This window comes from Polyangiaceae bacterium (assembly GCA_020633205.1).
GTDB lineage: Bacteria > Myxococcota_A > Polyangia > Polyangiales > Polyangiaceae > JAHBVY01.
Map to the genome: position 1 here is coordinate 133,567 of JACKEB010000014.1, position 14,073 is coordinate 147,639.

Here is a 14,073-nt window from a genome sequence, read left to right on the forward strand (position 1 = left end):
CGCTGGTCCTCACCCCCAACCCAGCACGAGCGGACTTCAGCCGCTGCAGCGTCGGCCCCAGGGCTCCGCACCGCAAGCTTACGCAGGCTATGGGCAGCCGGGCCCTGGGCAACAGGGCGCTCCGGCGCCAAGCTATGGCGCGTCGCCCTACGCGACGGACCCGGCGTGCGCGGTGACTGCGCCGAATATCGAAGGTCCGTTCTACAAGGCGGGCGCGCCGCTCAGCGGTCAGCTGAACCGCAGCGCAAAGGGGCGCGCGCTGGTGGTGAGCGGCGTCGTGAAGGATGCGAAGTGTCGCCCCATCGCGGGCGCGACGTTGGACATCTGGCAGGCGAACGCGTCGGGTGCCTACGACAACTCCGGATTCGAGCTAAGGGGTCAGGTGCGGACCGACGCCGAAGGCAAATACAGCTTCAACACGATTCACCCGGGGCACTACCTGAACGGCGCGCAGTATCGTCCGGCGCATATCCACGTCAAGCTCCGCGCCCCCGGCAAGCGCCTGCTCACGACCCAGCTGTACTTCCCCGGGGATCCATACAACGAGATCGATCCGTTCATCGACCGCTCGCTGATCATGAACCTGGACGACTCGACGTATGCGTCGGAGGTGGCGCGCTTCGACTTCTCGCTAAGTTGAAGTTTAGAAGCTGCTGGGTTGCGCGAACACGCGGCGCACCATCGGCTCGAAGTGTTCGAGGGGGAAGCTCTCGTAGTCGGGATCGAAGGCTGTTTGGTCCCAGTCGTCTGCGAACTTCGCGGCTAGCTCAAAGGAGCCGTGTCCTGTGTACTTCGCGCGAGCGTCGGGGTCCTTGCCGAGCAGCTCGTAGTAGTGTTTGCCTTGGAAATCTTGGTGCACCAAGATCATCCAGTACACTTCCTCGCGGACATAAGGCTTGAGGATCTCCGCAGCGATTGCCGGGTGATTGGCGACGCTGATCAGCTTGCCGATGTCGTGGCAGAGCGCAGCGACGATCACCTGTTCGTCGGCGCCGCCACGCTCCGCCCGGGTCGCCGTCTGCAAAGCGTGCACTAGCTGATCGACAGCGAAGCCATCGGTGATGGTCTGAAGCTCGCGCAGCATGCCGAGCACCTTCTCCGCGACGCGCGGTTGGTTGCCGAAGGTTTGGCGGCCAATTTCCATCCACTGCTCGGTGGTGGACTGATCCATGCGAGTGAACGACTGCGTCATGGCGCGAGTCTGCCAGGGACCAGCGGTCAGGGCACGGCTATTTGGAGGCGCTCAGCGCGCGCACTCGCCTCACGAGCTGAGCGGCTTCAGACCTTGCCACTCGAGTAGGCGCAGCAGCAGCTCTGCGAGTGGCGTCGCTTCGTCGAGCTGACTCACCCGGACCTCCCACTGCTTGTGCTGTGCGCTGAGCCAGCTGATGTCGCCGGGCAGGCTCTTCAGCGTGCGCTCCGCCAGACCCAGCTGATCGGGATGCAGCGACTCCGGGAGCAGCATGTACTCGAGCAGCCCAAGCTGCGGATGCCGCACGCGCAGGTGAGGCGTCTCACCCGGCAGGCCCTCCCGCCACTGCCACACGTTGCGACTCGCGGGACGTAGCGCAGCCCCGTTCGGTAGCCAGGTCGCTTCGTGGACGGTGAGGTGCAGCCAGTGCGTCACGGCACCAGCACCCCAGCGGCGCAGGCGAGGTGAGCCCATCGCGATTGCGATCTGGCGACCGGCGTATTCTCCGCCCAGGTGCCAGGTGGAGGGCACCTCATCATCGATGCGCGCCGCGAGCTCGAACTGTGCGGCCAGTGTCTCGGCGCGCGTTGCTGCGGTTCGGAGATCGCGGCGAGTCGGTGCGGGCAGCATCGCGACGATCCCTAGCGCGGCTCCCCCAGCTTGGCTCGTGTTGCCAGCATGTGACGAGGTTTCGTACGGCGGCCGGGTGTTGAAGGCGCTGCCGAAGATTGGCGGCGCGCCGGGTGGCCGGCTAGGCGCCGATGGTGTAAGGCGGCGCCGTGACTGACTCAGCGCGCCTCTCTGCTCCCGGCGCTCAGCGCCCGTCGTCCACTCCGTACTTCCTGAGTGAAGTCAGCCAAGCCGTTCGCGGTGCCGACCCGAGTCGGGTCCTGGTGCTGCCGGGGCAACCGGCGCTCTCGGAGTTTCGCACCGAGCGACTGCTCGCCGAGGCCAAGAGCGTCGCCGTGGGCCTCAGCGGCGTGTACGCAGAGTTCGTTCACGTCGCGTACCTGGCGACGCGCGACGCCTTGAATGCCTCTCAGCTAGAGACGTTGCAGGCCCTGTTGGTCTACGGCCCTACTCTCCCCCAGAAAAATCCGCACGGAACCAAACGTATCGTGGTGCCGCGCCCTGGGACGATCTCTCCCTGGTCGAGCAAGGCCACAGACATCGCGCTGATTTGTGGCTTGCAGGGGCTCGAGCGCCTGGAGCGCGGCATCGTCTACAGCCTGGAAGGTTCACTCTCAGAGGCCGAGGTCGCCGCGGTGGACGCGCTGCTCCACGACCGCATGACCCAGGTGGTGTTTGGCAGTGACCAGGAGCTGATCAGCCTGTTCGCGCATCAGCCCGCGAGCAGCTTCAATCGCTTTCCGGTGCGGGAGCAGGGGCGGAGCGCGCTGGTGCGCGCCAATCAGGAGCTTGGGCTCGCCCTGGCGGAAGACGAAATCGACTACCTGGTGAACGCGTTCGGCGAGCTGGGGCGTGACCCGAGCGACGTCGAGCTGATGATGTTCGCCCAGGCCAACAGCGAGCACTGTCGGCACAAGATCTTCAAGGCGGACTGGCTCATCGACGGCGCAGAGCAGCCGCACTCGCTCTTCGCGATGATCCAGAACACCTACAAAACCACGCCGGAGCACGTGCTCAGCGCCTACAGCGACAACGCGGCGGTGATGGAGGGCAGCCTCGGCGCGCGTTTCTTCGCGGATCCAATCAGCGCCGAGTACATCAGCGTCGAGGAACCCACCCACGTCTTGATGAAGGTCGAGACCCACAACCACCCCACCGCAATTTCTCCGTATCCCGGCGCTTCAACGGGATCGGGGGGAGAGATCCGCGATGAGGGGGCAACGGGCAGAGGCGCAAAGCCCAAAGCGGGACTGACCGGTTTCTCCGTGTCGAACCTGCGCATCCCCGGTTTCGAGCAGCCGTGGGAGGCGAGCGGCGTAGGCAAGCCAGAGCGCATCGTCGGCGCCCTCGACATCATGCTGGAAGGCCCGCTGGGCGGTGCTGGATTCAACAATGAGTTCGGCCGCCCGAACATCCTCGGCTACATGCGCAGCCTCGAGGTCGCGTTTCCCCACGTAAGCGGCCACAGCGAGGTGCGCGGCTACCACAAGCCGATCATGCTGGCGGGCGGCCTCGGTAACGTGCGTCCGGCGCATGTGCTGAAAGAGAAGATCCCCGAAGGCGCGCCGATCGTGGTGCTCGGAGGACCGGCCATGCTGATCGGCCTCGGCGGTGGCGCGGCCAGCAGCATGGCCTCCGGAAGTAGCCACGCCGACTTGGACTTCGCCTCCGTACAGCGCGACAACCCCGAGATGCAGCGTCGCTGCCAAGAGGTGATCGATCGCTGCTGGGCGCTCGGCGACGCGAACCCAATCCTCAGCATCCACGACGTCGGCGCGGGTGGCCTCTCCAACGCGCTGCCGGAGCTGGTGCACGACAGCGACCGCGGAGCAGACTTCGAGCTGCGTAAAGTCCCGAACGCCGAGCCCGGGCTCTCCCCCTTGGAGATTTGGTGCAACGAGGCGCAGGAGCGCTACGTGCTGGCGCTGGACCAGGCACGCCTGGAGGAGTTCGAGCGCATCGCCAAGCGTGAGCGCTGCCCCTACGCCATCGTTGGTGTCGCGACGCGCGAGGAGCGGCTCCTGCTCAGCGATGAGCGCTTCGACAACCGCCCCATCGACTTGCCCCTCGAGGTGCTTTTCGGCAAGCCGCCGAAGATGACTCGTGATGTTCAGCGACCGAAACCGCGCGGAACTAACTTTGAGCTCGGAGCCGTCAAGCTCGGGGAGGCTGCGCGCCGCGTGCTGGCGCTGCCCAGCGTGGCGGACAAGACATACCTCATCAGCATCGGGGATCGCACGGTGACCGGGCTGATCGCCCGCGATCAGATGGTTGGCCCGTATCAAGTGCCCGTTGCGGACTGCGCGCTCACGTTGCTCGACTACACGGGCTTTGCCGGTGAAGCCATGAGCATGGGGGAGCGCACGCCGGTTGCGCTCCTGGACGCCAAAGCTAGCGCGCGCATGGCGGTGGGTGAGGCGCTCACGAACTTGGCGGCGGCGCCGGTGGAGTCGCTCGGGCGCGTGAAGCTCAGCGCCAACTGGATGTGCGCGGCCGGGCACCCCGGTGAAGACACCGCGCTCTACGACGCCGTGCAAGCCGTGGGGCTCGAGCTGTGTCCCGCCCTCGGCTTGACCATTCCCGTAGGCAAAGACTCCATGAGCATGCGCACGCTGTGGAGCGAGGTTGATGGGGAGACGGGCGAACAGAGCCAAAAGAGCGTGACGTCGCCGCTGTCCCTCATCGTGTCGGCGTTTGCGCCGGTGAGCGATGTGCGCAAGCAGCTGACGCCGGAGCTGCGACTCGATCAGGGCGAAACGGCGCTCCTGCTCGTCGACCTGGGAGGTGGCGCGTGTCGCCTGGGCGGCTCCGCCCTGTGCCAGGTGTACGGTCACGTTGGGAGCGGCGCGCCGGACGTGGATGACGCGGCGAAGCTCAAGCATTTCTTTGCGGCAATTCAGGAGCTCAACTCCCAGGGCCTGCTCTTGGCCTACCACGACCGCAGTGACGGCGGCTTGTTCGTCACGCTGTGCGAGATGGCGTTCGCAGCAGGCTGTGGTGTCGATGTCTCTCTCGAGGCAGCGACGGCGAAGCTCAACGACGGCGATGCGGAGCAGCGAGCCTTGCGCGCGCTGTTCAACGAAGAGCTCGGCGCGGTGCTGCAGATCAAGAAGAGCGACGCGCTGGCCGTGGACGAAGTCTTCGAGCGCCACGGCCTCGGCAACGTGTGTCACGCCTTGGGGCAGCCCACCGCGGACAGCAAGCTGAGCTTCAAGCTCGACGGGCAAGTGCTGTTCAGCGCGCCTCGCCATGAGCTACGGCGCATCTGGTCGGAGACCAGCAGTCGCATGCAACAGCTGCGGGACAACGCCGACGTGGTGAAGTCGGAGCTCGAGCTGGTGAGCGCGGAGGCCCCGGCGCCGTTCAGCGCGCAGCTCAGCTTCGACCCGCTAGAAGACGTCGCGCGCGCGGTGTCTTCTGCCAGTGAGCGCCCGAGCGTGGCCATCCTGCGGGAGCAAGGCGTGAACGGCCAGGTGGAGATGGCCGCCGCCTTCGTGCGAGCGGGTTTCCGCGCGGTAGATGTGCATATGAGCGATGTGCTCGCCGGCAAGGTCGACTTCGATCAATTCCGCGGCCTCGCGGTGTGCGGCGGCTTCTCTTACGGCGATGTGCTCGGCGCTGGCGAGGGGTGGGCGAAGAGCATCCTGTTCAACGCCGGCGCACGCGAAGGCTTCACGCGCTTCTTTCAGCGTGAAGACACCTTCACCCTGGGTGTGTGTAACGGGTGCCAGATGTTGAGCAACCTGCGGGGCATCATCCCGGGAGCGGCGCACTTCCCGCGCTTCGTGAAGAACCTGGGCGAGCAGTTCGAGGCGCGCTTGAGCTTGGTACGGGTGGAAGAGTCGCCGTCCGTCTTGCTCAAGGGCATGGCTGGGAGCCGCATCCCGATCGCGGTCGCGCACGGCGAAGGGCGCGTCGAAGTGACGGACGCGGGCGCTTTGGAGGCGCTAGATAGCTCGGGCCTCGTCGGCCTGCGCTTCTGTACCCCGAGCGGTGATCAGGCGTCGCTGTATCCTCAGAACCCCAACGGATCACCCCGCGCAATCACGGGGCTCTGCAGTCGTGACGGCCGTGTGACGCTGATGATGCCGCACCCGGAGCGCGTCTTCCGTGGGGTGCAGCTCTCTTGGCGGCCACGGGAGTGGGACGCTGACGTGAGCCCGTGGCTGCGCCTGTTCCGCAACGCCCGTGCCTTCGTGGGGTGATCCTCACCCCCCAAAAAATCCGCGGAAAATCGCTGCGTGTGCCCTCGCAAGTGGGGCAGCGGAAAAAAGTGAAGCCGTCGGTGTAACCAGGCTCGGGGCGCCTCCGTATCGACGCATCCATGAACCCGGAGCGGCCAGTGCTGCTCTGGCTCGGGTTGGAATGTCGTTCGCGCCTCTGGCGCGACTTGGATCATGCGTCTCGCCGACGCGTCGTTGAAACGCGCCGAGGCGCGGGGGCACCGCTCGCGGTGCTCGAGGAGGTTTGAATTCATGAATGCAAAGACTGTCACCATCGCCACCAGCGTCGCCGCCCTCTTGCTTGCCGCTGGCTGCAGCAACTCGGACGACGAAAGCCCCGGCAGCAGCAGTGCTGCCACCATCAAGTGCGACGGCGCCAACGACTGTGCGGGTCAGTCGGAGTGCGCGAGCGCTGATGGCAAGAGCTCATGCCAGGGTCTGAACGAGTGCAAGGGCCAGGGCTACATCAGCGTCACCCCTGAGAAGTGCGCTGAACTCGGCGGAACTCCTCGTACGGAAACGACCGCAAACGTGAAGTGCCAAGGCATCAACGAGTGCAAGGGGCAGAGCTCTTGCGAAGGTGCGGATCACGCCTGTGCCGGCATGAACGAGTGCGCTGGCCAAGGTTTCCTAGAGGTCCCCACCGAGGGTGACTGCACCGCTGCTGGCGGCACCGTCATCTGAGTCATAGCTAACTAGGTCCTCCTGGCGAGCGGCTCTGGTCATCCCCCGACCGGGCCGCTCAACTTAGTTTCCATACAGTAATGGCTCAATCTCGAACACCCCAGCACGGCGTCGGACTCCGCACCAAGCACTACCCTGAAGTGCTGCAGAGCGGGATGCCCCTCGGGCTGATCGAGGCCATCACTGAGAACTTCATCGATCGTGGGGGACGGCCGCGCAAGGTCATCGAGCGCGTGCGTCAGGACTCGCCCATCGCGTTCCACGGGGTCTCCTTGTCGGTGGGAGGGGCGGCGCCGCTCGACCGCGAGTTTTTGCAGCGCTTGCGCACCTTGGCTTCCGAGCTCGAGGCGAGCTGGGTGAGCGACCACCTGTGCTTTGGTCGCGTCGGCAAGCACTATGGCCACGACCTGTGGCCGCTGCCGTTTACTGAAGAATCCTTGAGCCACGTTGCCGCGAGGATCCGTGAGGCGCAGGACATCCTGGGCCAGCAGATCCTGCTGGAGAACGTGTCGAGCTATGTGGAGTACGCCGAGAGCACACTCACGGAGTGGGAGTTCTTGGCGGCGCTGGTGCGCGAGAGCGGGTGCGCGCTCTTGCTCGACGTGAACAACGTCTTCGTCAGCGCGTTCAATCACGGCTTCTCCGCAGAAGAGTACATTCAGGGGATTCCTCAAGGATGTGTTCGCCAGCTGCACCTGGCGGGTCACCTAGACAAGGGCGATTTCCTGCTGGATAATCACGGCTCTCAGGTGCCCGACGGCGTCTGGCAGCTCTACCGCCAAGTGGTGCGGCGCTTCGGTGCGGTGCCCTGCATCATCGAGTGGGACGAAAACGTCCCGGAGTTGCCGCGCCTGCTCGAAGAGAGCGCGACCGCCGCACGCATCGAGGCAGAGGAGCTGCCTCACTTCATCGCCAGCGCCGTCGAAGCTTCCGTCAGCCCTTCCGAGTTCGGGGGGGAGGTCCAGCGCATAGCCCCCACACTTGCCGCCAGCGACTCCAAGACAGCGACTCTGCAGCAGCTGTTCTGGCGCTCTGTCCGCTACGACCCGGCGCCGCCCGAAGTCGACCAAGAGTTCTTGGATCGCGGCGCGATGAGCGGGCGCGATCGCATGGCGGTGTATCGGAACATGTACTGGTTCCGTCAGGTGGATGCGCTGTTTGACAGCTTTCCGCGGCTGGCCCGCGCGCTGGGGACGGAGCACTTCACCAAGCTCATCACGCGTTACATCAGCGCGTACCCCTCGGAGCACTTTGCCCTCGAGTACTTGGGGCGCTGCCTGCCACAGAAGATCCTCGAGGAAATAAGCGCCAGCTCAGAGCCGCGTACGGAGAACGGTCGCAGCATCCTGAAGGCTGCTCACGCGGACCTTGCGAGCTTGGAGTGGGCACACCTCTTCGCCTTCCTCGCGGCGGATCACGAGGCGCTGGACACCAGCGCGATCGATCCAACGCGCTTTGGCGACTCCAGGCTGGCCTGGGCGCCGTGCTTGCAAGTGGTCGAAGTGACTCAGCTCGCGTTGGATGCTTGGGACCAGCTCAAGGAAGATGGCTCCAAGTTGCCGAGCGAGTCTGCCCTGGCGTTCGACTCCGAAGTGGTACCCAGCGAGCGTGAGCAATGTATCCGTAAGGTAGCGATTTGGCGCAAGAACCTGTTCTCGCATCACGTTACCTTGGAGGCTGACGAGGCGCGCGCGCTCGAGAGCGCACGCGCTGGTGCATCCCTCGCCGCCGTCTGCGACGGCTTTCAAGACGCTGAGGATCCCGTGGGGCGCGCCTTCGGGGTGCTGCGCGGCTGGTTCAGCCGCGGCTGGATTGTCGCCTTGGAGGAGATCTCCGCGGAGCATGCAGCGCCGAGCGTGGAGAAGGTGCTCGCCGGCTAGCCGAGTCCTGCCGGCACATGCACCGAACTTTTGCAGATCGCATGTAGCCAACGTGAACCGTTTGCGTACGGAAACCTGATGAAGTCGAGCCTCAAGATTCGCCCAGAGCCTGCTCCGGCGCCCCTCCCCCCCAAACCCAAATCACCCGAAGAGTCTGCGCGGAGAGTCCAGCGCATGGCGTGGCTTGGCTTTGTGAGCCTGCTCGCGATTGGCGCCTTTGGTGCCGCGTGTTCGAGCGAAGACGCGGGCGTGGGTTACCCGACCGGGCCGACCATGCGCCCAGGCGAGAACTGCCTTGCTTGTCATCAGCCGGGTTTCGGCGATCCGGCTCCGACGTGGTCAGCCGGTGGGACGATCTACGGCAGCAAGTCGGCGAACGCCGATGAGGGCGTGCGAGACGTGATCGTGCACATCACCGACACCAATGGCGTGAGCGCCAGCGCCAAGACGAACTCGGTCGGTAACTTCTTCTTCGATGACGACCTGGAGCCGCCCTACACCGTCTCCATCGAGTACGACGGTGAGACCATCGACATGCCGCTGGAGGCTCCTGCGGGCTCTTGCAACGCTTGTCACAGCTGGCCGGATCCCATCGGAGACGCCCCGGGCCGCATCTTCACGCCTCAAGGGCGCGGGGACTGGGTGCCGATGGACTGGGACGCTGGCGACGGCGGAGACGGCGGTGAGGACGCCGGTTCCGACTCCGGGACGGGCGACGCGGGCCTGGGAGACGGCGGCTGAGCAGACCCGCTGGTTGGTGATTGTTCGCGCCGCGCCCAGGGAGCGGTCTAGAATACGGAAGCGCCGCTAGAGCACGTTGCGCCCTCGCTAGCGCACTTCCGTATGTCCGAAGATCGCCCTGGAAAACGCCTTGCCGGCAAATACGAGCTCGTCACGAAGATGGGCGAAGGCGGCATGGCCGTCGTGTGGCGAGGCTTGAATCACGGCAGCGCAGGCTTCGCGATGCCCGTGGCGATCAAGCGCGTGCACCCGGGCTTTCGCGGGCACTACGAGGTACGCCAGCTGTTCGTGGAGGAGGCGCGGGTCGGCGCTGGCTTGCGTCACCCAACCATCGTCCAAGTCCACGACTTTGGCGAGGACGAGGATGGTGATCTGTTTCTCGTCACCGAGCTGGTGAACGGCTTGCACCTGGGCGAGTGGAACAAAGCCTTCCTCGCCGCGAAGCGACCGCCGCCGTGGCAGATCGTGGCGGCGATTGCCATCGAGGTGCTCGAGGCGCTGGACGCCGCGCACACCCGGACGGACGACAGTGGGGAGTCGGCGGCGATCTATCACCGGGATTTGACTCCGGATAACGTGCTGCTCGATCTCTCAGGCGTGGTGAAGCTGGCTGATTTCGGCATGGCGCGAGCGATGGATCGAGCGCGCATGACTCAGCCGGATATCGTCAAGGGCAAGCTCAGCTACCTGGCGCCGGAGATGGTGCGCGGCGTGGACCCCAGCGCCCAGAGCGACGTGTTCGGGCTCGGGATCGTGATGTGGGAAGTGCTGAGCGGTAAGCGTCTGTTCGACGCACCGACCGACGTCGAGGTGGTTGAGCTGCTCAGGGATGCGCGGGTGCCGATGCTCAGCATGGAGCGGCCGGAGCTGCCCCTTGCCATCACACAGATCGTGCACCGAGCGCTCGAGGTCGATCCCACGATGCGTTTTGCCTCAGCCCGGGAGATGATGGTCGCACTCATCTCTGCCTTGCGTATCCTCCCGGAACCAGTCGATCGGCAGATCCTTGCGCGTAGCTTCCAAGCGGCCTATGACACCGTGGTGAAGCATCGGGTGGAGCTCAACTACCGCGTGGATCCGGTGCACAAGGCAGCTGGCAGCTGAAAGATGAGGCGTTGTTGCACATGGCGTCTAGGGAGCCAGGTGCTCTTGATGGCGTTGCTCTGCCCAGCTGCGGCTGAGGCAGCAGGCGCGGACCCAGAGCCCTTTCAAGAGCCTGAGCACGAGCACCGTCTCGAGTGGCGCTACCGCCGCGCCGACGTGTGGGAGTATTCGGGGACTGCTCTGGTTGCCGGTCTGTATGCCGCCGTGGAGTTCGGCGTGCCGGTGAAGGATGAGCCCGGCTGGACCGGTGGTATTCTGTTCGACGACAGCGCGCGCGACGCGTTCCGCTTGAAGAGCCGCGCCGGGCGTCAACGCGCCGCGGACTGGAGCGACGCCACGACGTTGCTGACGCAGGTTCAGGTCGTGCTCGACGGCGTCCTCACGCCGGTGCTCGGCGACAGCTGGAACTTCGACGCGGCCTGGCAGGTGAGCTTCATCAACATCCAGGCCATGACGTTGACTGGTTTGTTCGCCCGCGCGGGTCACCGCTTCATTGGGCGTCGACGGCCGAGCGTCGAGGAATGCAGGAAGGATCCGGACTACATCGAAGTGTGTCCCGTCGCGGAGAACTCGGGGTTTCCCGGAGGACACACCGCGGCTGCATTTGCGGCGGCGAGCTTGGTGTGTGCGCACCACGGCGCGTTCGACTGGTATGGCTCGGAGCTCGCAGACGACGCGACCTGCGTACTCGGGCTTGGATTGGCGACGGCGAGCTCCTTCCTTCGCTTGTCGACGGATCGCCACTACCTATCCGACAACATCGTGGGTGCGTTGCTCGGCGCTGGCATTGGATACGGATTACCGAACCTGCTGCATTACTCGCATCCCCTCAGCGTCGAGAGCGGGGATGGTCTGGCGCGCGGCGGTGTGTTGCCGCTGGTGACCGACACTAGCCTCGGGGTGCAGGGCCTGGGGTACTTTTAGAAGGTACCACCGGCGCTGACGCCAGAGCCTCCACCGACAGGCGCGAAGGCGACCCAGAGCGGCGTCGACTCGTCGTCCTGCCGGTGCAGGTGGGGCACCAAGAGACCAACACCCATGCCCGCCATGGTGCCGGCAATTACATCCGTGGGGAAATGTTTGCCGCCGTAGACGCGGCCCCAGCTGACGAGGCCCGTGACGATGACACCTCCCGTGAGCGTCAGGTACCCTCGGAGCGGGGACTTCTCCCTTGCGAAGGCCAAATACGTAGCGGTCGTCGATAGCGCGGCGGTGATCGCCGCGTGGCCTGAAAAGAACGACAGTGCGTTATCGGTGCCCGAGAGGTCCGGCGAGAGACCTTGAGCGACTCGTTCATCGCGCGCTCGGTAGGCGCTGGGGCGGGGACGCCGTACGGAGATCTTCGCGAGGTCGGTCACCGCGAGGGTGAGCGCAGCCGTTTCCGCGTAGATCATCCCGTCAACCAACGCGCGGGTGACGCCGCCTCTCAGGCCGCTCTCGAGTGTGGTTCCGACTGCGTACGCCACCGTTCCCAAGGCACCCACGTTCGAGACGATGGTGGCTGTGGTACTTGGCTCGAGCTCCACTACTCCGCGGTCGATGGGTAGCAGCCGGTCAGTTTCGCCAGGCTGTTGCGGTCGCAGCTCACCGGTGCCGATGATCCACTCGAGCAAGCCACTGAAGCCCACGCCGACGCTCAAGATCGCGCCGTCGGTGATGGGGTCGACGTGAAAGTGCGCATCCACCGGGTCGCGGGAAGTCGCACGTTCCGTAGTGGATGGGGACGAGGAAGTCTGTGCGACGGCGGTTGAGCTCAGCGCGGCGAGCGCGAGCGCCCCGCTCAAACAAGAGACCAAGCTGCGGGCGAAGGGTTGCGTTCTCAACATGCTGTTTCGGGGCCAGAAAGCGCTGAGGAAAAGCAATGTGCGTTCCAGCTCTGGCTTAATTCCCCGAACAGCCCGGATCCTTCAGCGTTACCCGATCGTTTCTTCGGCTTTCTGGCAGACCAGCGTTCCGAGGAACGTGGCACCTCTGCTCAAACTCCGAAAATTCGCGCGCACACTGAGGCGTTGTTGCGCGAGAGACCCGGACTAGGGTCCAGCCTTGCCCGCCAGGTCAGCGTCTCGGCTACCACATGGCTCACCTTCGGCACGCGTAGCGCAACCGAGCGGGCAAAGCGTGGGCAATTGATTGTTGCTTGTTCGCGCCTCCTGGGCGCGAATTGCCTTGGGGAAAATACGGGACCTGAACGCTTGTGCGCTCACTTCGCCTTGATGTCGGCGCAGTGCTTCAGGTGCTTCTCGGCGTCGTCGGCGCTCGGCTGACCGTTCATGCCGGTGGTCTTGCAGTAGTAGGCCTTGCCACCGACCTCGATGCGTTGAAAGCCGATGTAGCCCTTCTTGCCGTCGTTCTCGAACTCCAAGATGGCGAGATTCGCTTCGTCCTTCACCCACTTCTTGAACGGGAAGAGGATGGTGTCGCCTTCGTAGCCCTTCTTGGTTGCTGCGAAGTCTTCTTTTGCCGGTTGGATGTTGAGCGAAGCACCGCCACCGACGTCGAGGGTGACGCTCTGGTTGTCGGCGACCGACATGTCCATCGCGCCCATGCTGCTCTTCGGCACCATGGCCTTCAGCGGGAGTGGGTCGAGGTTCACTTCCTTGCTGTCACTGTCCGCGGCGGGCGCGGCGGCCGTGTTCGCCTTCACCGAGCCACTGGTGGCTGAGTCGTCGGCCTTGCCCTTGTCACAGGCGGCCAGGGAGAGCAGTGCGAGAATGGGGATGAGCTTGCGCATGAGTCGTTCCTTGAGGGGCCGCGTCGCGGCGTCGTGTCCTGCTACGAGGACGGAGTGAATGCGTCCGAGGACGCCGGGTTCGAGATGGGTTTGTCGCTAGCCCAGGCTTTCCGTCATGCGCGCTGCGAGCTTTTACGCTGCTGGGTAAGTGGCTGATATGAAAGACAAACTGTCGACATGGCCGATCCGTCTCAGGTTTGATCCGCTTTGATGGGAGTTAATCGGTGCGGCGTCGGTACATCGACTCACAACGCCAGCGCTTGGTTTTTGGGTGAGGCGCGCCGTTGAGGAGATGTTGTCATGTGGAAAAAGACTGAGCGCCCGTCGCGTCACGCTGCGGAACCTCTATCGGCGACCTGGATCAGCGAGGCCGCCAGCTACCTGAAGAAGACCTTGCGTCGCCTGGGCGTGGCGCCGTCGGACTTGGAGGACGCGGTGCAGGAGGCGTTGATCGCCGTTCACAAGAAGCGCGACACCTTCGACGCGACCCGCCCACTGAAGCCTTGGCTGTTTGGCTTCGCGGTGCGAGTCGCTGCGAACCAACGCCGCAAGCGACGGGACGAACTTGGCGACTGCGCTGAGCCCGTGGCCCCGGAGGCGTCATCGCCGGAGCGCCAGGCGCTGCTAGTGCAAGCCCGCTGCATCGCAGAGCAAGTGCTCGGGCGCATGCCTGCCGAACGCAGCTTGGTGTTCACCCTGCACGACCTCGAGGGATTGTCCGCCACAGAGATCGCCCGCCTGGTGGAAGCGCCAACCAATACCGTGTATTCGCGACTGCGCACCGCACGCGCAGAGTTTGCCGATGCGGTGCTTGAACTGACTGCGGCGCCCAATCAGCGTGAAGCGCTTGCGTTGTCCATCGCAAGCTGAAGTCGCTAGCGCTGCGGT

Annotated in this window: 12 protein-coding genes; 8 read left to right on the forward strand and 4 right to left on the reverse strand. The window is 64.9% G+C overall.

Going from position 1 to position 14,073, the window contains the following annotated elements; genetic code table 11:
- Window positions 1-172 precede the first annotated feature (172 nt).
- Window positions 173-640 (forward strand): hypothetical protein, encoded by a 468-nt coding sequence (locus tag H6718_20600; protein MCB9587816.1) that lies wholly within the window; start codon window positions 173-175, stop codon window positions 638-640.
- 3 nt (window positions 641-643) lie between these two features.
- On the opposite strand, the gene H6718_20605 is transcribed toward H6718_20600, so the two are convergent.
- Window positions 644-1,192 carry an HD domain-containing protein gene (locus tag H6718_20605; GenBank protein ID MCB9587817.1) on the reverse strand — a complete coding sequence of 183 codons (549 nt, stop codon included), beginning with the start codon at window positions 1,190-1,192 and terminating at the stop codon, window positions 644-646.
- A 69-nt stretch (window positions 1,193-1,261) separates the two neighbouring features.
- On the reverse strand, window positions 1,262-1,822 hold the full coding sequence (locus tag H6718_20610; GenBank protein ID MCB9587818.1) for a hypothetical protein: 561 nt from the start codon (window positions 1,820-1,822) through the stop codon (window positions 1,262-1,264).
- 212 nt (window positions 1,823-2,034) lie between these two features.
- Here H6718_20610 and purL point away from each other — a divergent pair, with 212 nt between their 5' ends.
- The 6 genes from purL to H6718_20640 all read left to right on the forward strand — a co-directional run bounded on the left by purL (window position 2,035) and on the right by H6718_20640 (window position 11,378).
- Entirely contained in the window at window positions 2,035-6,027 is a 3,993-nt protein-coding gene (gene purL, locus H6718_20615) for a phosphoribosylformylglycinamidine synthase (protein MCB9587819.1), read from the forward strand.
- 270 nt (window positions 6,028-6,297) lie between these two features.
- Entirely contained in the window at window positions 6,298-6,729 is a 432-nt protein-coding gene (locus tag H6718_20620) for a hypothetical protein (GenBank protein ID MCB9587820.1), read from the forward strand.
- A gap of 80 nt (window positions 6,730-6,809) precedes the next feature.
- Entirely contained in the window at window positions 6,810-8,609 is a 1,800-nt protein-coding gene (locus H6718_20625) for a DUF692 family protein (GenBank protein MCB9587821.1), read from the forward strand.
- 78 nt (window positions 8,610-8,687) lie between these two features.
- A complete protein-coding gene (locus H6718_20630) occupies window positions 8,688-9,350 on the forward strand; it encodes a hypothetical protein (protein ID MCB9587822.1) in 663 nt (220 codons plus the stop codon).
- A gap of 102 nt (window positions 9,351-9,452) precedes the next feature.
- Entirely contained in the window at window positions 9,453-10,454 is a 1,002-nt protein-coding gene (locus H6718_20635) for a serine/threonine protein kinase (protein MCB9587823.1), read from the forward strand.
- Window positions 10,455-10,457: 3 nt separating this feature from the next.
- Window positions 10,458-11,378 carry a phosphatase PAP2 family protein gene (locus tag H6718_20640; protein ID MCB9587824.1) on the forward strand — a complete coding sequence of 307 codons (921 nt, stop codon included), beginning with the start codon at window positions 10,458-10,460 and terminating at the stop codon, window positions 11,376-11,378.
- On the opposite strand, the gene H6718_20645 is transcribed toward H6718_20640, so the two are convergent.
- Both H6718_20645 and H6718_20650 read right to left on the reverse strand, forming a co-directional pair.
- Entirely contained in the window at window positions 11,375-12,139 is a 765-nt protein-coding gene (locus H6718_20645) for a phosphatase PAP2 family protein (GenBank protein ID MCB9587825.1), read from the reverse strand. The genes H6718_20640 and H6718_20645 overlap by 4 nt on opposite strands.
- Before the next feature lie 515 nt (window positions 12,140-12,654).
- Window positions 12,655-13,185 (reverse strand): hypothetical protein, encoded by a 531-nt coding sequence (locus H6718_20650; protein ID MCB9587826.1) that lies wholly within the window; start codon window positions 13,183-13,185, stop codon window positions 12,655-12,657.
- Window positions 13,186-13,485: 300 nt separating this feature from the next.
- Between H6718_20650 and H6718_20655 the strand changes: the two genes are divergently transcribed.
- The gene (locus H6718_20655; protein ID MCB9587827.1) at window positions 13,486-14,055 is read left to right on the forward strand and encodes an RNA polymerase sigma factor; all 570 of its coding nucleotides are present in this window, start codon (window positions 13,486-13,488) and stop codon (window positions 14,053-14,055) included.
- The last annotated feature ends 18 nt before the right edge of the window (window positions 14,056-14,073 follow it).